Raw genomic sequence first — 19,385 nt, forward strand, 5'->3', positions numbered from 1 at the left:
CCCTTCTCGGTGAGGCCGTGCCTTTGCCGATACCCCCCGCCGACCGCTGCCCGGCGGGGCAACAAGCCCGCTGGGACGCTCAGCCCGCCTCGGCCACCTTGCCGGCGGGGGCCGCGGCGCCCACCATGCAGCGCTTGTTGGCGATGTGGTACTCGTATTCGTCACGGAAATGCTTGAGGGAACTGACCACCGGCGCCACCTCGGCGTCGCCGAAGGCGCAGATGGTGCGCCCCTCGATCCGGGAGCCGATGTCCTCCAGCAGTTCCAGGTCCTCCGGACGGCCCTGCCCGTGCTCGATGCGGTGCACCACCCGGTAGAGCCAGCCGGCCCCCTCCCGGCACGGAGTGCACTGGCCGCAGGACTCGTGGAAGAAGAACTTGGCCACCCGCTCCACCGCCTTCACGATGCAGGTGGTCTCGTCCATGACGATCACCGAGCCCGCGCCGAGCATGGTCCCCGCCTGCCCCAGGGACTCGTAGTCCATGTTGGCGTCCATGATCACCTCGCCGGGCACCATGGGCACGGACGGGCCGCCCGGGATCACCGCCTTGAGCTTGTTGCCGTTGCGCACCCCGCCGGCCAGCTCCAGGAGCTCCGAGAACGGGGTGCCCATGGGCACCTCGTAGTTGCCCGGCCGGTTCACGTGGCCGGATACGGCGAAGATCTTGGTGCCGCCGGAATCGGGGGTACCCAGGGACTGGAACCAGTCGCCACCGTTGTTGATGATGGCGGGCACGGAGGCCAGGGTCTCCACGTTGTTCACCGTGGTGGGCCGGCCGTAGATGCCATGGTTGGCGGGGAACGGCGGCTTGAACCGGGGCATGGCCTTCTTGCCCTCGATGGACTCCAGCATCGCCGTCTCCTCCCCGGCGATGTAAGCGCCGCCGCCGCGGTGGACGTAGAGGTCAAAGTCCACCCCGGAGCCCAGGATGTCCTTGCCCAGGTAGCCCGCCTCATAGGCCTCGTCGATCGCCTCCTGGACCCGCACGTAAGGCTCCCAGAACTCGCCGCGGATGTAGACGTAGCCCACCGTGGCGTCGATGGCGAACCCGCCGATGATCATGCCCTCGATGAGCATGTGCGGGTTGTAGCGCATGATGTCCCGGTCCTTGAAGGTGCCGGGCTCCGCCTCGTCGGCGTTGCAGGCGAGGTACTTCGGCTGCGGCGTGTCGGCCGGCATGAACGACCACTTCAGGCCCGTGGGGAAGCCGGCGCCGCCGCGCCCGCGCAGTCCGGAGCGCTTGACCTCGGCGACCACGTCGTCCCGGGTCATGCCGCCCCGCAGCACCTTCTGGACGGCGGTGTACCCGCCGTTGTCCAGGTAGGCCTGCAGGGTATTGGAGTCGGCCCGGTCCGTTCCGGCCAGGGTGACGAGCGTGTAGTCCTTCGGATATTCGGGCATAGCGCGTTCCCGTTTAGTCGAGGCCGGCGAGGATCTCGTCCATCCGCTCGGGGGTGACGTCCTCGTAGTATTCCTTGCCGATCCAGATCACCGGGGCGCCGCCGCAGGCCCCCAGGCATTCCACCTCGGTGAGGGTGAAGCGCCCGTCCCCGGTGGTCTCCCCGAAGTCGATCCCCAGCTTGCCGCGCAGGTGGTCGACGATGCCGTCGGACCCGCAGAGCATGCAGGACAGGTTGGTGCACACCTTGATCTGGTGCCGGCCCACCGGGGAGCGGTTGAACATGTCGTAGAAGGTGGCCGCCTCGTAGACCTTGATGGGCTCCAGCTCCAGGTACTCGGCGATGGACTCCAGGGTCGGCTCATCCAGCCACCCGTATTCGTCCTGCGCGGCGTGCAGGGCCCAGATCAGTGCCGAGCGGTTCTGCTCCGCGGGGTACTGGGCCCGCGCCTCGTCGATCTTCTTGCGAACGGACTCGGAGAGTTGCATGGCTTACCTGTCGATCTCACCGAACACGATGTCCTGGCTCCCGAGGATGGTCACCACGTCCGCGAGCATGTGGCCGCGGGCCATCTCGTCCATGGAGGCCAAGTGCGGGAAGCCGGCCGCCCGGATCTTCACCCGGTAGGGCTTGTTGGCGCCGTCGGAAACCAGGTAGACCCCGAACTCGCCCTTGGGGTGCTCCACCGCCTGGTAGGTCTCCCCCGGCGGAATGTGGAAGCCCTCGGTGAACAGCTTGAAGTGGTGGATGAGGGCCTCCATGGACTGCTTCATCTCCGCGCGTGGTGGCGGGGACACCTTGTAGTCGTCGCTCTTCACCGGGCCGGGGTTCTCGCGCAGCCAGTCCACGCACTGCTTGATGATCTTCACCGACTCGCGCATCTCCTCCACGCGGACGAGGTAGCGGTCGTAGGTATCCCCGGTCCGCCCCACCGGAACCCGGAAATCCAGCCGGTCGTACACGGCGTAGGGCTGCTTCTTGCGAAGGTCCCACTCGATGCCGGAACCGCGCAGCATGGGGCCGCTGAAGCCGAGCTGCCGGGCCCGCTCGGGGGAGACCACGCCCACCCCCACCGTCCGCTGCTTCCAGATGCGGTTGTCGGTGAGGAGGGTCTCGAAGTCGTCGATGCTGTGCGGGAAGAACTCGGTGAAGGCGTCGATGAAGTCCAGGAGGGAGCCCTCCCGGTACTGGTTCATCTCCTTGACGTCCTTCTCGGAGTGCCACTTGGAGGGCTGGTATTTGGGCATGGAGTCCGGGAGGTCCCGGTTCACGCCGCCCGGGCGGTAGTAGTTGGCGTGCAGGCGGGCGCCACTGGCCGCCTCGTAGGCGTCCATGAGGTATTCCCGGTCCCGGAAGCAGTACAGGAACATGGTCATGGCGCCGATATCCATGGCGTGGGCGCCGAGCCACATGAGGTGGTTCAGGATCCGGGTGATCTCGTCGAACATGACCCGGATGTACTGCGCCCGCTCCGGCACCTCGATGCCCCGCAGCTTCTCGATCGCCAGGCAGAAGGCATGCTCATTGGAGAGCATGGAGACGTAGTCCAGGCGGTCGAAATACGGCAGGGCCTGCATGTAGGTCTTGTGCTCGGCGAGCTTCTCGGTGCCGCGGTGCAGCAGGCCGATGTGGGGATCCGCCCGCTGCACCACCTCCCCGTCGAGCTCCAGGACCAGCCGCAGCACCCCGTGGGCGGCCGGATGCTGGGGGCCGAAGTTGAGGGTGTAGTTGCGGATCTCAGCCATCTTCCTCGGCCTCCTGCCAATGGGTGCGCGGCACCAGGTTGCGCTCCTCGATGGTCACCGGCTGGTACACCACCCGCTGGCGATCGGGGTCGTAGCGCATCTCCACGTGGCCCTCCAGGGGGAAGTCCTTGCGGAAAGGGTGGCCGGCGAAGCCGTAATCGGTGAGGATCCGCCGCAGGTCAGGATGGCCCTCGAAGATGATCCCGTACATGTCGAAGGCCTCCCGCTCGAACCAGTTGGCGCTGGCCCAGACATCCACCACCGAGGGCACCACGGGGCGCTCCTCGGGCACCCGCGCCCGCAGGCGCAGCCGGTGGTTGTGGCTCAGGGACAGGAGGTGGTAGACGGCGGCGAAGCGGGGGGCGTCCTCGGGGTAGTCGTAGTAGTCCAGGTAGTCCACCCCGCAGACATCGACGAGCTGCTCGAAGGCGAAGGTCGCGTCGTCGCGCAGGTGCTGGCACACCTCGCGGACGGATTGCGGAGCCACCTCCACCGTCCACTGCCCGAGGCACTCCTCAACGCCCAGGATGGCGTCGCCGAAGCGGGCGCGCAGGGGCTCCTCAATGGTTTGCTGGGTAAGCGCCATGGCGAACCTCTACTGGCGGGCGATGGTGTTGGTCCGCTTGATCTTCTTCTGCAGCTGGATGATCCCGTACAGCAGGGATTCCGCGGTGGGCGGGCAGCCCGCCACGTAGATATCCACGGGGACGATGCGGTCGCTACCGCGGACCACGGAATAGCTGTAGTGGTAGTAGCCGCCCCCGTTGGAGCAGCTTCCCATGGAGATCACCCAGCGCGGCTCGGTCATCTGGTCGTAGACCTTGCGCAAGGCTGGCGCCATCTTGTTGACCAGGGTTCCGGCGATGATCATGACGTCGGACTGGCGCGGGCTGGGCCGGAAGACCACGCCCAGGCGGTCCATGTCGTAGCGGGCGGCCCCGGTGTGCATCATCTCCACCGCGCAGCAGGCGAGGCCGAAGGTCATGGGCCAGAGCGAGCCGGTGCGGGTCCAGTTCACGAGTTGGTCGGCCGTGGTGGTGACCACGCCCTTCTCAAGCGCCCCTTCTACTCCCATTCCAAGGCTCCTTTTTTCCACTCGTACACGAAGCCGATCACCAGGATGCCCAGGAAGATCGCCATCGCGACGAAGCCGGTGGCGCCCATCTCATCGAGGACCACACTCCACGGGAAGAGGAAGGCGATCTCGAGGTCGAAGATGATGAACAGGATGGCCACCAGGTAGTAGCGCACATCGAAACGCATGCGCGCGTCCTCGAAGGCCTCGAAACCGCTCTCATAGGGGGACAGCTTTTCGGGGTCCGGGTTTCTCGGCGCCACCAGGCGGTTGATGGCAAGCGCCACGACCCCGATCAACAGGGCGAGCACCAGAAAGACGAGGATGGGCAGATACTGTTCCAGCATCAGCGTTCCTTACCCGGCTCAAGTGGAGAGATCGGGAACCCCGCCCATCCCTCGCGAGGGGCGGCGCGGGCCCGCGGCCAGTCCGTCGGCTGGTAAGCCAAGCGGAGTCTATGGGGTGCCCCTCCCCCTGTCAAGAAATGGCGACACCGCCGTTTCCTCCCGCAAATTTCCCGGCCACATCCGGTGCAACGCCGCCCAAAAAAAGACCGCCCTTTCCCTACGGAAAGGACGGTCGCGATGGGTCGGCGCGAAGGGGGCTACCCCCAGTCCGGCCTACGGCCGGGCGGACCTTCCCCGCCGCTAGTCGCCCGCTCCCTGGCCCGGCGTGGTTCCGGGGACGGGTGGGGCCTGCGGCTCGGCCGGCGGAGCGGAATCCGTCGGCGGCGTGGGCACGGACTCCTGCTGCCCGGGCGCTCCTTCCGGCTGCTCCATGAGGCTCTCATCCCCGCCCGTTGAGAATATCGCGAGGGTGAGCGACAGGAGGAAGAAGGCGGTGCCGAGGACCGCCGTCAGGCGCCCCAGAAACCCGGTGGACCCCTGGCTTCCGAACAGGGACTGGGAGCCCCCGCCGCCGAAGGCGGTCCCCATTCCGCCGGCCTGACCGGGCTGCATCAAGACCACCACGATCAACGCGATGGAGACGAGGATGTGAAGGATCCACAGAAACGTGACCATGCGGGCTCCCGCTTGGTTGTGAGGATGCGAGACCGGGGCTGGCTACAGGTCGGAAGCCACCGCCGCTCGCAGGATGCCGATGAATTCGTCCGCCTTGAGGGAGGCCCCGCCGATCAGGCCGCCGTCGATGTCCTCCTGGGCCATCAGCTCCGGCGCGGAGGCGGCCTTCATGGAGCCGCCGTAGAGGATCTTGAGGGACTGGCCGGTGATGGGATAAGCCTCTTTGATCAATCCACGGATCAGGGCGTGCATCTCCTGGGCCTGCTCGGGGGTGGCAGTGCGGCCGGTACCGATGGCCCACACCGGCTCATAGGCAATCACCGCGTCCCGGAAGACGTCCTCCTTGCCGTCGCCCAGGACGGCCTGGACTTGCTCGCGCACCACCTCCCCGGCCTTGCCGGCGTCGCGCTCCGCCTCGGTTTCGCCCACGCAGAGGATGGGGATCAGGCCGTTGCGCTTGGCGGCGAAGAACTTCTCGGCCACCAGTTCGTTGCTCTCGCCGAAGAGGTCCCGGCGCTCCGAATGGCCCACGATCACGTAGGTGCAGCCCAGATCCTTGAGCAGGGGCCCGGCCACCTCGCCGGTGAAGGCGCCGCTGTCCTCCTGGTGGAGGTTCTGGGCGCCCCAGCCCACCGGGGAGTCCTGCACCGCGCTGGCAACCCGGTCGATCAACGGGAAAGGCGGGCAGATCCCGGAGGACACATGCTCCCAGTCCACCTCGGCCCCGGCGATGGCCCGGGCCAGCTCCTCGGCCTCGCCGAGGCGACCGTTCATCTTCCAGTTGCCGACCACTAGCGGCTGGCGCATGCCTCCCTCCTTAGGTGGATCCAGCGGAAAACCGGGCATCTTATCCGCGCGGGGGAAGACGGTCAACGCGGGGGCGGCTTGGGCGGGAAAAGAAACGCAGGGACTGCAGGAAACGCCCGATTTTTACCGCAGAGGTCGCAGAGGGCACGGAGGACGGCAAGGAGAAGTCTCGGCGGCATCCTTAGGAGCGGCATCCGCCCCGCTACCGCGCCGTGTCACTGGAAGGCTCGTCCTTCCTGGCCAGCGCCCGCTGCCCCGGCGACTGGCGGTCGGCCAGCCTTCGCCACCTTTTTCCATTACCCTGTGGATAGGCGCCTTTTGCGTTTCCTCTGCGTCTCCGCGGTCCAGGGAACCGCCGGAGCGAAGCCTCAGACCTCTGCGGCGCCCACCTCGGTGCGCACCACCTCGGCGATTCGCTCGGCGAGGGCGCGGGTGCCGGCCTCCTCACGCCCCTCCACCATCACCCGGACCTTGGGCTCGGTCCCGGAGTTGCGCACCACCACCCGGCCCTGCTCGCCGAGCTCGGCCTCCACCTCCCGGATGACCTCGGCCACCGCGGGGAGGTCATCCACCTCGCACTGCTCGGTCAGCCGCACGCTCACCTGGGCCTGGGGGCAATGCGGCAGGTCGGCCACCGCCTCGTCCAGGGACTTTCCGGAATGGGCCAGCTCGGCGAGCACCATTAGGGCGGTGACGATGCCGTCCCCGGTGGTGTTGCGGGTCAGGCACATGACGTGGCCGGAAGGCTCGCCGCCCAGGATCCAGCCCCGGTCCTGCAGCAGCTGGAACACATGGCGGTCGCCCACCGCCGCGCGCTCGAAGGGGATCCCCGCCGCGGCCAGGGCCTGCTCGAGCCCCAGGTTGGACATGATGGTGCCCACCACCCCGCCGTTGAGCTCGCCGCGCTCCTGCATCTCCAGGGCGGCCAGGTAGAGGACCCCGTCGCCGTCCACGATGCGGCCCCGGGAGTCGGCGAACACCACCCGGTCGCCGTCGCCGTCGAAGGCCATCCCCGCGTCCGCGCCGTGGGTCACCACCTGCTCGGTCATGGCCTCCGGCTGGGTGGAGCCCACCTGCTCGTTGATGTTGAACCCGTCCGGACGGGTGCCCACCTCGATCACCTCGGCCCCGAGCTCGCGGAAGACCTGGGGCGCCACGCGGTAGGTGGCCCCGTGGGCACAGTCCACCACCAGGCGCATGCCCTCCAGGGTCAGCTCCTTGGGGAAGGTGTGCTTGCAGAACTCGATGTAACGACCGGCGGCGTCGTCCACGCGAGTGGCCTTACCCAGCCGCGCCGGCTCCGCCGTAAGCAGGGGGTCGGCCATGCGGGCCTCGATGGCCGCCTCCACCTCGTCGGCCAGCTTGCACCCCTCCGGGCCGAACAGCTTGATCCCGTTGTCAGCGAAGGGGTTGTGGGAGGCGGAGATCACCACCCCGGCGTCCGCCCGCAGGGCGCGGGTCAGATAGGCGATGCCGGGCGTGGGCATGGGGCCGATGAGGAGGACGTCCACCCCGGCCGCGGACAGCCCAGCTTCCAGGGCCGACTCCAGGAGATACCCCGACACCCGGGTGTCCTTGCCGATCACCACCCGCGGATGATCCCCGTTGTCCCCGGCCAGGACCCGTCCCGCCGCCCAACCGAGCTTCAGGACCTGGTCCGGGGTGACGGGCCATTCCCCCACCCGGCCCCGTACGCCGTCCGTTCCGAACAAGCTGCGTTTTCCGCTCAAGCCTGCCTCCTGCCGTTGCGCCGCCGCCCGGGCGGCGTTCTGCGGGGCGCGGCCGCCCCCTTTTTGTCTCGCGCCGGCCCGCCCGTTCAGGACCGGCCCTGCATGAGGATCTCCGTCATGCAGACCACATCATACATGGCCCCCACATCGTGTACCCGGACGATGTCCGCTCCGTGGCTGACGGACCACCCCACCAGGGCCGCGTCGAAGTACTGCCGCTGGTGGACCGCCCGGTTGAACAGCTTGCCGGCGAGGGACTTGCGGCTGGTCCCCACCAGCAAGGGATGGCCCAGGTCGGCAAAGGTGGACAGGGAGTGCATGAGGGCGAGGTTATGGTCCACCGTCTTGCCGAAGCCGATGCCGGGGTCCACGAGGATATTATCCGGGCGCACCCCGGCCCGCTTGCAATCCTCCACCCGCCTAACCAGGTACTCCCGGACCTCCCCCACCACGTCGTCGTAGCGGGGATCGTCCTGCATGGTCTCAGGAGTACCCTGCATGTGCATGAGACAGACCGCCACCTCCAGCTCGGCCACCGTCGTCAGGGCGTCGGGGTCGTGCTCCAGGGCGGAGACGTCGTTGATCAGGTGCGCCCCCGCAGCAACCGCCTCCCGCATCACCGCCGCCTTCCGGGTGTCCACCGAGACCGGCACCCCGAGCTTGGCCACCTCCTCCACCACGGGGACCACCCGGTCCAGCTCCTCCGCCACGGGCACCTCCTGGGCCCCGGGGCGCGTGGACTCGCCGCCCACGTCGAGGATATCCGCACCCGCCTCCACCAGGGCCCGCGCGTGGACCGCAGCACCCTCCGCATCGGCGTGGCGTCCGCCGTCGCTGAAGGAATCGGGGGTGACGTTGACGATCCCCATGATGCGGGGCCGATCAAGATCCAGCGTGGCGCCCCGAAGGTGCAGCTCCCTGGCCATCTCCACCTCCTGCCTGGTCTTCCCCGGGGGAAGAAATATGGTACGGCACAAAAAAGCGCGAACCGAGCGCATCGGTTCGCGCTAAAGGGGCTGGCTACTCCCGACTAGGGCTGTTCCGCGGGCTGTCCCCCGGTGGGCTCCACGGGACGACCGCCGTCACCGGCCGGCTCGGGCTCAGGGCTCGGCCCCCCGCCCTCCGGACCCTGGGGAGGCCGGGGATCACGCCCCTCCATGATGTCGTTGATCTGCTGGGCGTCGAGGGTCTCCCATTCCAGCAGCGCCTCGGCCATCTTCCCGAGCGTTTCGCGGTTGCCCTCGATGAGCTGCCGGGCCCGCTTGTACTCCGTCTCGATGATGGACCGCACCTCGGCGTCGATCTCCTGGACCGTGGTCTCGGAGATGTTCTTGTGCTGGGTCACCTCGCGGCCGAGGAAGACCTCCTCGTCCTTCTCCCCGTAGGTGAGCGGGCCCAGCTTCTCCGACATGCCCCACTCGGTCACCATCTTGCGCGCCATCTCGGTGGCCCGCTCGATGTCGTTGCCGGCGCCGGTGGTCATCTGGTCGAGGAAGACCTGTTCCGCGATTCGCCCGCCCATGAGGATGGCGATGTTGTTGAGCAGCTCCTGGCGCTCGTAGTTGTACCGATCCTCGTCGGGCAGCTGCATGGTCAGGCCCATGGCCTGCCCGCGCGGGATGATGGTGACCTTGTGCACCGGATCCGTGCCCGGAAGCAGCTTGGCCACCAGGGCGTGCCCAGACTCGTGATAGGCCGTGGTCCGCCGCTGCTCCTCGGAGAGGACGATGGACTTGCGCTCCAGGCCCATCATCACCTTGTCCTTGGCGGTCTCGAAATCCTGCATCTCCACCAAGCGGGCGCCGCGCCGGGCGGCCATGAGGGCGGCCTCGTTCACCAGGTTCTCCAGGTCGGCCCCGGAGAAGCCCGGGGTGCCGCGCGCGATGGTGTGGGCATCCACGTCATCGGCAAAGGGCACCTTCTTCATGTGCACCTGGAGGATGAACTCCCGGCCGCGCACATCGGGGCGCGGCACCACCACCTGCCGATCGAAGCGGCCGGGCCGCAGAAGGGCCGGATCGAGCACGTCGGGGCGGTTGGTGGCGGCGACGACGATGACGCCCTCGCTGCCCTCGAAGCCGTCCATTTCGGTGAGCAGCTGGTTCAGGGTCTGCTCGCGCTCGTCGTGGCCGCCGCCGAGCCCGGCGCCGCGCTGCCGGCCCACGGCATCGATCTCGTCGATGAAGATGATGCAGGGGGCCTGCTTCTTGGCCTGCTCGAACATGTCGCGCACGCGGCTCGCGCCCACGCCCACGAACATCTCCACGAAGTCGGAACCGGAGATGGAGAAGAACGGCACGCCGGCCTCCCCGGCCACGGCCTTGCCCAGCAGGGTCTTGCCGGAGCCGGGGGGTCCGGTGAACAGGACGCCCTTGGGGATGTGGCCGCCGAGCTTCTGGAACTTCTCGGGCTCCTTGAGGAAGTCGACGAGTTCCTCCACCTCTTCCTTGGCCTCGTCGATGCCGGCCACGTCCTCGAAGCGCACCTTGTTGCTCTCATCGGTGAGCATCTTGGCCTTGCTCTTGCCGAAGGACATGGCGCCCTTGCCGCCGGCACCCCCGCCCTGCATCTGACGCATGAAGAAGATCCACACGGCGATCAAGAGCAGCATGGGGAACCAGGAGATAAGGATGGAGACCAGCATGGAGGTCCCCTCCTCCGGCTTGGCGGTGATGGAGACCTCCTTCTCGCGCAGGGTCTTCACCACATCGGAATCCGCGGGCGCATAGGTGGAGAACCGCTGCCCGTCCAGGAGGGAGCCGTTGATCTGCTCGCCCTGAATGGTCACCTGGGTGACGTTGCCCTGCTCCACCTGGTGCATGAACTCCGAGAAGCTCACCTGGTTACCAGGCCGCTCGGTCTGGCTGAAACTCTGGAACACCATCACCAGTACCAAGCCGATAACCAGCCAAAGGGCAATATTCTTCGTAAGGTTATTCACAATCGCTCCTCGTCCGATCGCCGGCGGGGAGTCTCCCCCATTGGTCAATCAGCCGCACGTTCACTCTATGTTCAGGCGCTATCCGGATGCAACGCCTGCGCTACAGAACAGCTCCAAGGCTTCTCAACCGGAGCGCCGCTCTCTGTCTCTGACCGCTGCCCGTCGGCTCAGTTTCCAAGAAAGCCGCGAGCGACCAGATATTGCTCCGAACTTTCTCCCCGCGAGGCATCCGGCTTGCGCGCCGCCACGGAGCGGAACTCCGCGCGCAGGGCGCGCAGGAGCTCCTCGAAGCCCTCCCCCTGGAAGGCCTTCATGACCAGGGTACCCCCAGGCCTCAGCACCTCGCGAGCCAGTTCCAGGGCCAGCTCGCAGAGTTCCATAGCCCGGGCCTGATCGGCCACCTTGATGCCCGAGAGCTCCGGAGCCATGTCCGACAGGACCGCATCCACCTCCCCCCCGTCGATCTCCCGGCGTAGGGCCTCCAGGCCTTCGTCGGCGGCGAAGTCCGCCTCCAGCAGCGTGGATCCGGATACCGGGTCCATGGGCAGCAGGTCGATGCCGACCACCCGGCCGGAGGCCCCCACCCGCTCCACGGCCACCTGGGTCCAGCCACCTGGGGCGGCCCCCAGATCCACCACGACGGCCCCGGGACCCAGGAACCGGTCGCGGTCATCGAGCTGGATGAGCTTGAAGGCGGCCCGGCTCCGGTAGCCGGCCCGGCGGGCCTCCGCCACGTAGGGGTCGGCCGCCTGCCGGCGCTGCCAACGATTGCCTTTTCCCACCAGGAAAGCCTCAATGGATTGGGGAGTCCAGGGGCGGATGCTACCCTATCGGGCTTCGGAGAGCCCCCGCACGGCCCGCCGGGTCTGCCAGACAATCCAGGCCGCGGCGGCCAAGCCGTACAGACCGAGGGCGGCGGCCTGACCGGGCCCGGTCAGGAACAGCACCACCACCAGCACATAGAACGGCATTCCCACCAGCAGGGCGGCCACCTGGATCTTCACCCGCGCGAAGGCACGCTCGGTCTCGGGATCAGGGGCGGAAGCCGGCATACGAGGTATCCATGGCGTTAACGAACAAGCAGCGTAGCTTTCTCAAGAGCAGGGCCCATCCCCTCCACCCGGTGGTCCAGCTCGGCGAAGCGGGGCTGACGGAGGCCGTGGAGGCCGCCACCGAGGAGGCACTGGCCCATCACGAGCTGATCAAGGTTCGGTTCCAGCAGGGCGACCGGGCGGAGCGGCGGGAGCTGGCCCGGGATCTCTGTGAGCGGACCGGGGCCCAGCTGGTCCAGGAGATCGGCCGCATCGCCGTCCTCTACCGCCCCGCCGAAGATCCCCGGATCCAGCTGCCCTCCTCCTGAGGCCAACGGCCCGGGCCTACTTGTACTCGATCTCCACGATCTCGTAGGTCCGGGTCCCTCCCGGGGCCTGCACGTCCACCACTTCGCCCTCGCCGCGGCCGATCAGGGCCCGGGCGATGGGGGCGTTGATGCTGATCTTGTTCTGCTTGATGTCGGCCTCGTCGTCGCCGACGATCTGGTACTGGACTTCCTTGCCGGACTCCTCGTCCACCAGGCTCACCGTCGCCCCGAAGGCCGCCGTCTCCATGTCGATCTCGGCGGGATCGATCACCTGCGCGCGGGCGATCTTGTCCTCGAGCTCCCGGATCCGGGCCTCCACAAAGGCCTGCTGCTCCTTGGCGGCGTCGTACTCGGCGTTCTCGGAGAGATCGCCGTGCTCCCGGGCGGTGGCGATGGCCTCGACCACGCGGGGGCGCTCCTCGTGCTTGAGCCGGTGCAGCTCGTCCTTGAGCTGCTGCGCCCCGTGCTTGGTCATGGGAACTTGTTCGCTCATGCCGGTTTTTCCTCTCGCAACTGGGCTAGTTCCTGTAGCTTGCGCACCTGCATGGGGCCCTCCCGCAGCCGGGCGATGGCCGCGGCCGAGGCCTCGGCCCCGGCAAGGGTGGTGAAGTAAGTCACCCCATGCTGCAGGGCGGTACGCCGGATGGAATACGAGTCCGCCACGGCGCTCTTGCCGCTCGCCGTGTTGATGATCATGTCGATTTCGCCGTTCTTGATGCGGTCGACGATGTGGGGGCGACCTTCCTTGACCTTGTTGACCACGGCCACCTCCACCCCCGCGCCCTCCAGCGCGGCGGCGGTGCCGCGGGTGGCCACGAAATCGAAGCCGAGGCTGGCCAACCGCCGGACCACCGGGGTGAGCCCTTCCTTATCGGCGTCCCGCACCGAGACGAACACCCGCCCCTTCTCCGGGAGCACGACGCCGGCCCCGCTCTGGGCCTTGGCGTAGGCCGCCCCGAAGGTCTTGCCCACGCCCATGACCTCGCCGGTGGACTTCATCTCCGGGCCGAGCAGGGTGTCCACGCCCGGGAACTTGATGAAGGGGAACACCGACTCTTTCACGGAGTAGAAGGGCGGGATGATCTCCCCCACCACCCCCTGCTCCGCCAGGGTCTTTCCGGCCATGGCCCGTGCGGCGATCTTGGCCAGGGGCCGCGCCGTGGCCTTGGAGACGAAGGGGACGGTGCGGGCCGCCCGGGGGTTCACCTCCAAAACGTAAACCGTCCCGTTCTGCACGGCAAACTGGACATTGATCAGGCCCACCACGTGCAGGGCCTGCGCCAGCATCTTGGTCTGCCGCCGCACCTCCTCCAGGACCTCGCTGGACATGTCGTGAGGCGGAAGCGAGCAGGCGGAGTCCCCGGAGTGGACGCCCGCCTCCTCGATGTGCTCCATGAGGCCGCCGACCACCACCTTCTCGCCGTCGGCCACCGCGTCCACGTCCAGCTCGTCCGCCTCCACCAGGAAGCGGTCCAGGAGCACGGGGTGCTCCTCGGACACCCGGACCGCTTCGGTCATGTAGCGGTCCAGGTCCGCCTCCGAATAGACGATCTCCATGGCCCGGCCACCGAGCACGTAGGAGGGCCGCACCAGCAGCGGATAGCCCACCTCCCGGGCCGCCTCGCGGGCCTGCCCGGGGGTGAAGGCGATGCGGTTGGGCGGCTGCTTGAGGCCGAGGCGATGGATGAGGTTCTGGAACCGCTCGCGGTCCTCGGCCAGGTCGATGGCGTCCGGCGAGGTGCCAATGATGGGCACCCCCGCTGCCTCCAGGTCGTTGGCCAGCTTGAGGGGGGTCTGCCCGCCGAACTGCACGATCACGCCGGTGGGCTGCTCCACCTCCACGATGGCCAGCACGTCCTCCAGGGTCAACGGCTCGAAGTACAGCCGGTCGCTGGTGTCGTAGTCGGTGGACACCGTCTCCGGGTTGCAGTTGACCATGATGGTCTCGTAGCCGTCCTCGCGCAGGGCGAGGCTGGCATGGACGCAGGCGTAGTCGAACTCGATGCCCTGGCCGATGCGGTTGGGACCCGATCCCAGCACCATGATCTTGTCGCGGTCGGTGGGCCGGGCCTCGCACTCCTCCTCGTAGCTGGAGTAGAGGTAGGGGGTGAAGGACTCGAACTCCCCGGCGCAGGTGTCCACGCGCTTGAACACCGGGCGCACGTCCAGCTTGGCCCGCCGCGCCCGCACCGAGGACTCCCGGGTGCCGAGCAGGGCGGCCAGCCGCCGGTCGGCGAAGCCCATGCGCTTGTAGGCGCGCAGGGCCCCGGCGTCCAGGTCCTCCAGAGTCAGCCCTGCGAGCCCCTTCTCCGCCTCGATGATCCCCTCGATCTGGGCCAGGAACCAGCGGTCGATCCAGGTACGGTCGAACACCTCCTCCAAGCTCATACCGTGGCGGAAAGCGTCGCCCAAATACCAGAGCCGGTCCGGGCCGGGGTTGCGCAGGTAGTGGTCGAGCCGCTCGGGGATCTCCTCGGGCTCCTCCACCTCGCCGGCGATGCGCTCCTCCAGGCCGTAGCTGCCCTGCTCCAGCCCCCGCAGCGCCTTCTGGAAGGACTCCTGGAAGGTGCGGCCGATGGCCATCACCTCCCCCACCGATTTCATCTGAGTGGTCAGGGTCCGGTCCGCCTGGGCGAACTTCTCGAAGGTGAAGCGCGGGATCTTGGTGACCACGTAGTCGATGGACGGCTCGAAGCTCGCCGGGGTCACCTTGGTGATGTCGTTCTGCAGCTCGTCCAGGGTGTAGCCCACCGCCAGCTTGGCGGCGATCTTGGCGATGGGGAAGCCGGTGGCCTTGGAGGCCAGAGCCGACGAGCGCGACACCCGGGGGTTCATCTCGATGATCACCAGGCGCCCGTCCTCCGGATTCACGGCGAACTGGACGTTGGAGCCGCCGGTCTCGACGCCGATCTCGCGCAGCACGGCGAGACTGGCGTCGCGCATGAGCTGGTATTCCTTGTCCGTGAGCGTCTGCGCCGGCGCCACGGTCACCGAGTCGCCGGTGTGCACGCCCATGGGGTCCAGGTTCTCGATGGAGCAGACGATGATGCAGTTGTCCGCCTTGTCGCGGACCACCTCCATCTCGTACTCCTTCCAGCCGATGATGGACTCCTCCAGGAGGACCTCGTTGGTGGGGCTGGCCTCCAGGCCGAGCCCCACCATGTGGTCGAACTCCTCCCGGTTATAGGCGATGCCGCCACCGGAGCCGCCCATGGTAAAGGAGGGGCGGATGATGGTGGGGAAGCCCACGTACTCCATCACCTCCTGCGCCTCCTCCATGGAGTGGGCGAAGGCCGAGCGCGGCAGCCCGAGGCCGATCTTCCCCATGGCCTGCTTGAAGGAATCGCGGTCCTCGGCCTTGTCGATGGCCTCCTTGGAGGCGCCGATGAGCTCCACCCCGTGCTCCTCCAGCACCCCGTAGCGGTCCAGGTCCAGGGCGCAGTTCAGCCCGGTCTGCCCGCCCATGGTGGGCAGGATGGCATCGGGCTTCTCGCGCTCCACCACCTTCGCCACCGAGCGCCAGTTGAGCGGCTCGATGTAGGTGGCGTCGGCCATCTCCGGGTCGGTCATGATGGTGGCCGGGTTGGAGTTCACCAGGATCACCCGATAGCCCTCCTCGCGGAGGGCCTTGCAGGCCTGGGCCCCGGAATAATCGAACTCGCAGGCCTGGCCGATGACGATGGGCCCGGAGCCGATGATCAGGACGGATTCAAGGTCGGTGCGTTTGGGCATTCGGGCGCAACTCGGCGTCAAGGGGGTGAAAGGGGCGCGTGGACTGGCCGCTCAGGCCTCGCGACGGGCGGCGGTCCCTTCTTCGCCGCGTCTCTCGCGGATGAGGGCGAGAAACTCGTCGAACAGGTACTTGGAATCGTGGGGGCCCGGGCTGGCCTCGGGGTGGTACTGCACCGTGAAGGCCGGGCGGTTGCGGTGGCGCACCCCTTCGAGGGTTCCGTCGAACAGGGAGGTGTGGGTCACCTCCAGGCTCTCCGGAAGCGTCCCGGGATCCACCGCGAAACCGTGGTTCTGGGCGGTGATCTCCACCCGCCCGGAGGCGTGATGCTTCACCGGGTGGTTGCCGCCACGGTGACCGAACTTGAGCTTCTGGGAGCGGGCACCCTCCGCCAGGCACAGCAGCTGGTGCCCCAGGCAGATGCCAAAGATGGGCAGGTCCGAGTCCAGCAGGCCGCGCAGGGTCTCCACCGCGTAGGTCACCGGCTCGGGGTCCCCCGGGCCATTGGACAGGAAGACGCCGTCGGGCTCGGCGGCCAGCACCTCCGCGGCGGTGGCGGTTCCCGGCATGACCGTCACGCGGCATCCCCGGTCCACCAGCAGGCGCAGGATGTTGCGCTTGCAGCCGTAATCCAGGGCCACCACGTGGTAGGGCAGCTCCTGGGGCTGCCGGGGCGCCGGCATCCCGCCGCCCTCCAGATCCCAGGTACCCTGGGTGTAGGTGTAGCTGTGGGGGGTGGTTACCTCCTCCACGAGGTCCATACCGGTGAGGCCCTGGAATCCCCGGGCCTCGGCCACCAGGGCCTCGGGATCCAGCTCCTCCCCGGCGGCGATCACCCCGCGCATGGCGCCGCGATCCCGCAGGTGGGTCACTAGCTTGCGGGTGTCCAGGCCGGCGATGGCCACCACCTCGTTGCGCCGCAGGTACTCGGTAAGCCCTTCCGCAGCCCGCCAGCTGCTGGTTTGCACCGGCAGGTCCCGGATGACCAGACCGCTGGCGAACACCTCCCGGCTCTCGTCGTCCTCCGGGTTGGCGCCCACGTTGCCGATGTGGGTATAGGTCAGGGTGACGATCTGGCGGGCGTAGGAGGGATCCGTGAGGATCTCCTGATAACCGGTCATGGAGGTGTTGAAGCACACCTCCCCTACCTTCTTGCCGGGCACTCCGATGGAGCGCCCCTCAAAGATGGTCCCGTCTTCCAGGGCCAGGATGGCTGGTCCGCTCACCACATCCCCCAAGGAGGTCTCGATCGGGAAAAACTGGAGTCCGGGGGCAGGCCCCACGTCGTCCGGACACACAAAAGCGGGAGCGTTGCTCCCGCATTCGCTCCCGACCCCTGCGGGGGCCGGGCGAGCCCGCGTGAGGCGGGCCGGGTATGCGCTTTTGTGCTTGGCCGCACAGGCTAATTGGGCGCGGCACGCCTGTCAACGCAGGCCCAGCAGGTCCTGCATATCGTAGCGGCCGGGCGGCTGGGTTACCACCCACTTGGCGGCCCGCAGGGCGCCGCTGGCGAAGGTCATGCGGCTCGAGGCCTTGTGGCCGATCTCCACCCGCTCGCCGGACCCCGCGAATAGGACCGTATGCTCGCCCACGATATCCCCGGCACGGATGGTCTCGAAGCCGATGGTCCGGCGATCGCGCACCCCCGTGCGGCCCTGCCGCCCGTAGATGGCGTCCTCGGCGAGGTCCCGGCCCAGGGCCTCGGCCACCACCTCGCCCATGCGCAGGGCGGTCCCCGAGGGCGCGTCCACCTTGTTGCGGTGGTGAGCCTCGATCACCTCCACGTCGTAGTCGTCGCCCAGGGCCTGGGCCACCATCTCCAGCACCTTGAAGGTCAGGTTCACCCCTACGCTCATGTTGGGGGCCACCAGCACCGGGACCCGCTCCGCGGCGGCGTCAAGGCGGGCCTGCTGCGCCTCGTCGAAGCCGGTGGTGCCCACCACCAGGGGCACGCCGGCGCTGGCGCACTGATCGGCGTAGACCGCGGTGGCCTCGGGCAGGGTGAAATCGATGACCGCGTCCGCCCCTTCCAGCACCGGGGCCAGGTCCTCGCTGACCTTTACCCCCACCGGGCCGGTGCCCGCCAGCTCGCCGGCGTCCCGACCCACGGCCTCGCCGTCGGGGCGGTCCACGGCCCCGGCGAGCGCGGACTCCTCGTCCTCGGCCACGGCCTGCAGGAGGGTCCGACCCATGCGGCCCGTGGCACCCGTAATCACGATCCGGGTCATGCGCTGCCTTTCCTTGTTCCGTCCAGACACGGTTCCGCCAACACGATTGTCCCGGCGGCTCCGGCCGGAGCCGTAGGAGCCCGCTTCAGCGGGCGATCCCAGGGAGGGCACACAGCCCCGCTTGGCAAATCGCCCACTGAGGCGGGCTCCTACGGGACGCCTCTTCCGGGCGCCCGGCCCTTAGGAGGCCAGGCGGTCGAGGAAGTCCCGCACCTTGTCCCACCAGGACTTGCTGTGCGGGTGGGAGCCGTTCTGCTTGCCGGCCTCCTCTTCCAGCTCCCGCAGCAGCTCCTTCTGCCGGTCGTTGAGGTTCACCGGGGTCTCCACCCGCACCGTACAGAGCAGATCGCCGGGCCGGTTGGAACGTACCCCCTGGATGCCCTTGGCGCGCAGTCGGAAGGTCTTGCCCGACTGGGTGCCGCCGGGGACCTTCATCTTGGCCTCCCCTTCCAGGGTGGGCACGGTCACCTGGTCGCCGAGGGCCGCCTGGGTGATGCTGATGGGCACCTCGCAGCGCAGGTCGTCGCCGTCGCGCTCGAAGATGGGGTGCGGCTGGATGCGCACCTCCACGAACAGGTCGCCGCGCGGGCCGCCGTACTCCCCGGGCTCGCCCTCGCCGGAAAGGCGGATGCGGTCGCCGGTGTCGACCCCCGCGGGGATGTTCACCTCGAGGCTCTTCTCCTGGCGCTGGAAGCCCGTGCCGCGGCAGTCGGTGCAGGGCTGGTCGATCTTCACCCCCTCGCCGCCGCAGTCGGGGCAGGGTTGGGTGACCGAGAAGAAGCCCTGCTGCATGCGCACTTGGCCCATGCCGCCGCAGGTGGTGCAGGTGCTCTTGGAGGTCCCGGGTTTGGCCCCGGAGCCCTCGCAGGTGTCGCACTTGACCTTGCTCGGCACCTTGATGGTGACGGTGGTGCCCCGGGCCGCCTCCTCCAGGGAGAGGTCCAGGGAGTAGCGCAGGTCGGCGCCGCGGTAGGCCCGCTGGCGCCCCCGGCCGCCTCCGCCGCCAAAGATGTCGCCGAATATATCGCCGAATATATCGCCGAACCCGCCGAACCCTTCGGCACCGCCCCCCGGTCCCCCGGCTGCGGCGCCTTCCACGCCGGCGTGACCGAAGCGGTCGTAGGCGGCCCGCTTCTGCGGATCCGACAGGACCTCGTAGGCCTCCTTGGCCTCTTTGAATTTCTCCTCGGCGTCCTCGTCATCCGGATTGCGGTCCGGATGGTACTTCATGGCCAGGCGCCGATAGGCCTTCTTGAGCTCTTCATCGGAGGCGTCCTGGCTGACTCCGAGGATCTCGTAGTAATCCCGTTGAGCCATGAAAGCCCTTTCCCGTTCAGTGGCTTCTT

At 68.1% G+C, this 19,385-nt stretch carries 19 protein-coding genes; 1 reads left to right on the top strand and 18 read right to left on the bottom strand.

Features of this window, described 5'->3' with window-relative positions; translation table 11 throughout:
• Nucleotides 1-79: 79 nt before the first annotated feature.
• The 13 genes from nuoF to AN478_RS00760 all read right to left on the bottom strand — a co-directional run bounded on the left by nuoF (nucleotide 80) and on the right by AN478_RS00760 (nucleotide 11,773).
• Nucleotides 80-1,402: an NADH-quinone oxidoreductase subunit NuoF gene (gene nuoF, locus AN478_RS00700; RefSeq protein WP_054964702.1), complete on the bottom strand. Its 1,323-nt coding sequence runs from the start codon at nucleotides 1,400-1,402 to the stop codon at nucleotides 80-82.
• Nucleotides 1,403-1,415: 13 nt separating this feature from the next.
• Nucleotides 1,416-1,889 carry an NADH-quinone oxidoreductase subunit NuoE gene (gene nuoE / locus AN478_RS00705; protein ID WP_054964703.1) on the bottom strand — a complete coding sequence of 158 codons (474 nt, stop codon included), beginning with the start codon at nucleotides 1,887-1,889 and terminating at the stop codon, nucleotides 1,416-1,418.
• A 3-nt stretch (nucleotides 1,890-1,892) separates the two neighbouring features.
• A complete protein-coding gene (locus AN478_RS00710; RefSeq protein ID WP_054964704.1) occupies nucleotides 1,893-3,146 on the bottom strand; it encodes an NADH-quinone oxidoreductase subunit D in 1,254 nt (417 codons plus the stop codon).
• A complete protein-coding gene (locus AN478_RS00715; RefSeq protein WP_054964705.1) occupies nucleotides 3,139-3,732 on the bottom strand; it encodes an NADH-quinone oxidoreductase subunit C in 594 nt (197 codons plus the stop codon). Before AN478_RS00715 ends, AN478_RS00710 begins: the two co-directional genes overlap by 8 nt.
• Before the next feature lie 9 nt (nucleotides 3,733-3,741).
• Nucleotides 3,742-4,221 (bottom strand): NuoB/complex I 20 kDa subunit family protein, encoded by a 480-nt coding sequence (locus AN478_RS00720; RefSeq protein ID WP_054964706.1) that lies wholly within the window; start codon nucleotides 4,219-4,221, stop codon nucleotides 3,742-3,744.
• A complete protein-coding gene (locus AN478_RS00725; RefSeq protein WP_054964707.1) occupies nucleotides 4,212-4,568 on the bottom strand; it encodes an NADH-quinone oxidoreductase subunit A in 357 nt (118 codons plus the stop codon). The genes AN478_RS00720 and AN478_RS00725 overlap by 10 nt, the downstream gene beginning before the upstream one ends.
• A gap of 300 nt (nucleotides 4,569-4,868) precedes the next feature.
• Nucleotides 4,869-5,243, bottom strand: coding sequence for a preprotein translocase subunit SecG (secG, locus tag AN478_RS00730; RefSeq protein WP_054964708.1), 375 nt, complete (start codon nucleotides 5,241-5,243; stop codon nucleotides 4,869-4,871).
• Between the two features lie 42 nt (nucleotides 5,244-5,285).
• Nucleotides 5,286-6,050 (bottom strand): triose-phosphate isomerase, encoded by a 765-nt coding sequence (gene tpiA, locus AN478_RS00735; RefSeq protein WP_054964709.1) that lies wholly within the window; start codon nucleotides 6,048-6,050, stop codon nucleotides 5,286-5,288.
• Between the two features lie 368 nt (nucleotides 6,051-6,418).
• Complete coding sequence (glmM, locus tag AN478_RS00740) at nucleotides 6,419-7,780, bottom strand: phosphoglucosamine mutase (RefSeq protein ID WP_231627296.1); 1,362 nt, start codon at nucleotides 7,778-7,780, stop codon at nucleotides 6,419-6,421.
• Nucleotides 7,781-7,866: 86 nt separating this feature from the next.
• Nucleotides 7,867-8,706 carry a dihydropteroate synthase gene (gene folP, locus AN478_RS00745; protein ID WP_054964711.1) on the bottom strand — a complete coding sequence of 280 codons (840 nt, stop codon included), beginning with the start codon at nucleotides 8,704-8,706 and terminating at the stop codon, nucleotides 7,867-7,869.
• A 104-nt stretch (nucleotides 8,707-8,810) separates the two neighbouring features.
• The gene (gene ftsH, locus AN478_RS00750; protein WP_054964712.1) at nucleotides 8,811-10,721 is read right to left on the bottom strand and encodes an ATP-dependent zinc metalloprotease FtsH; all 1,911 of its coding nucleotides are present in this window, start codon (nucleotides 10,719-10,721) and stop codon (nucleotides 8,811-8,813) included.
• Nucleotides 10,722-10,888: 167 nt separating this feature from the next.
• Nucleotides 10,889-11,503: an RlmE family RNA methyltransferase gene (locus AN478_RS00755; RefSeq protein ID WP_231627297.1), complete on the bottom strand. Its 615-nt coding sequence runs from the start codon at nucleotides 11,501-11,503 to the stop codon at nucleotides 10,889-10,891.
• Nucleotides 11,504-11,548: 45 nt separating this feature from the next.
• Complete coding sequence (locus AN478_RS00760) at nucleotides 11,549-11,773, bottom strand: hypothetical protein (protein ID WP_054964714.1); 225 nt, start codon at nucleotides 11,771-11,773, stop codon at nucleotides 11,549-11,551.
• Nucleotides 11,774-11,784: 11 nt separating this feature from the next.
• On the opposite strand from AN478_RS00760, the gene yhbY reads away from it, so the two are divergent.
• On the top strand, nucleotides 11,785-12,081 hold the full coding sequence (gene yhbY / locus AN478_RS00765) for a ribosome assembly RNA-binding protein YhbY (protein ID WP_054964715.1): 297 nt from the start codon (nucleotides 11,785-11,787) through the stop codon (nucleotides 12,079-12,081).
• Between the two features lie 16 nt (nucleotides 12,082-12,097).
• Here yhbY and greA read toward each other — a convergent pair whose 3' ends face one another.
• The 5 genes from greA to dnaJ all read right to left on the bottom strand — a co-directional run bounded on the left by greA (nucleotide 12,098) and on the right by dnaJ (nucleotide 19,356).
• The gene (gene greA, locus AN478_RS00770) at nucleotides 12,098-12,574 is read right to left on the bottom strand and encodes a transcription elongation factor GreA (protein WP_054964716.1); all 477 of its coding nucleotides are present in this window, start codon (nucleotides 12,572-12,574) and stop codon (nucleotides 12,098-12,100) included.
• On the bottom strand, nucleotides 12,571-15,813 hold the full coding sequence (gene carB, locus AN478_RS00775; RefSeq protein ID WP_054964717.1) for a carbamoyl-phosphate synthase large subunit: 3,243 nt from the start codon (nucleotides 15,811-15,813) through the stop codon (nucleotides 12,571-12,573). The genes greA and carB overlap by 4 nt, the downstream gene beginning before the upstream one ends.
• 51 nt (nucleotides 15,814-15,864) lie before the next feature.
• Nucleotides 15,865-17,037, bottom strand: a complete 1,173-nt coding sequence (gene carA, locus AN478_RS00780) for a glutamine-hydrolyzing carbamoyl-phosphate synthase small subunit (protein ID WP_143004163.1) — start codon at nucleotides 17,035-17,037, stop codon at nucleotides 15,865-15,867.
• A 198-nt stretch (nucleotides 17,038-17,235) separates the two neighbouring features.
• Entirely contained in the window at nucleotides 17,236-18,039 is an 804-nt protein-coding gene (gene dapB / locus AN478_RS00785; protein ID WP_054964718.1) for a 4-hydroxy-tetrahydrodipicolinate reductase, read from the bottom strand.
• Nucleotides 18,040-18,219: 180 nt separating this feature from the next.
• Nucleotides 18,220-19,356, bottom strand: a complete 1,137-nt coding sequence (gene dnaJ / locus AN478_RS00790) for a molecular chaperone DnaJ (protein ID WP_054964719.1) — start codon at nucleotides 19,354-19,356, stop codon at nucleotides 18,220-18,222.
• Between the last annotated feature and the right edge of the window lie 29 nt (nucleotides 19,357-19,385).

The sequence above is a fragment of the Thiohalorhabdus denitrificans genome (assembly GCF_001399755.1).
Lineage (GTDB): Bacteria > Pseudomonadota > Gammaproteobacteria > Thiohalorhabdales > Thiohalorhabdaceae > Thiohalorhabdus > Thiohalorhabdus denitrificans.

Bases quoted from the DNA above. Each gene is read 5' to 3' on its own strand.
- AN478_RS00715 (WP_054964705.1), bottom strand. From the start codon at position 3,732: ATGGCGCTTACCCAGCAAACCATTGAGGAGCCCCTGCGCGCCCGCTTC.
- AN478_RS00720 (WP_054964706.1), bottom strand. From the start codon at position 4,221: ATGGGAGTAGAAGGGGCGCTTGAGAAGGGCGTGGTCACCACCACGGCC.
- greA (WP_054964716.1), bottom strand. From the start codon at position 12,574: ATGAGCGAACAAGTTCCCATGACCAAGCACGGGGCGCAGCAGCTCAAG.
- AN478_RS00710 (WP_054964704.1), bottom strand. From the start codon at position 3,146: ATGGCTGAGATCCGCAACTACACCCTCAACTTCGGCCCCCAGCATCCG.
- yhbY (WP_054964715.1), top strand. From the start codon at position 11,785: ATGGCGTTAACGAACAAGCAGCGTAGCTTTCTCAAGAGCAGGGCCCAT.
- dnaJ (WP_054964719.1), bottom strand. From the start codon at position 19,356: ATGGCTCAACGGGATTACTACGAGATCCTCGGAGTCAGCCAGGACGCC.
- dapB (WP_054964718.1), bottom strand. From the start codon at position 18,039: ATGACCCGGATCGTGATTACGGGTGCCACGGGCCGCATGGGTCGGACC.
- folP (WP_054964711.1), bottom strand. From the start codon at position 8,706: ATGGCCAGGGAGCTGCACCTTCGGGGCGCCACGCTGGATCTTGATCGG.
- tpiA (WP_054964709.1), bottom strand. From the start codon at position 6,050: ATGCGCCAGCCGCTAGTGGTCGGCAACTGGAAGATGAACGGTCGCCTC.
- nuoE (WP_054964703.1), bottom strand. From the start codon at position 1,889: ATGCAACTCTCCGAGTCCGTTCGCAAGAAGATCGACGAGGCGCGGGCC.
- AN478_RS00760 (WP_054964714.1), bottom strand. From the start codon at position 11,773: ATGCCGGCTTCCGCCCCTGATCCCGAGACCGAGCGTGCCTTCGCGCGG.
- carB (WP_054964717.1), bottom strand. From the start codon at position 15,813: ATGCCCAAACGCACCGACCTTGAATCCGTCCTGATCATCGGCTCCGGG.
- nuoF (WP_054964702.1), bottom strand. From the start codon at position 1,402: ATGCCCGAATATCCGAAGGACTACACGCTCGTCACCCTGGCCGGAACG.
- AN478_RS00725 (WP_054964707.1), bottom strand. From the start codon at position 4,568: ATGCTGGAACAGTATCTGCCCATCCTCGTCTTTCTGGTGCTCGCCCTG.
- secG (WP_054964708.1), bottom strand. From the start codon at position 5,243: ATGGTCACGTTTCTGTGGATCCTTCACATCCTCGTCTCCATCGCGTTG.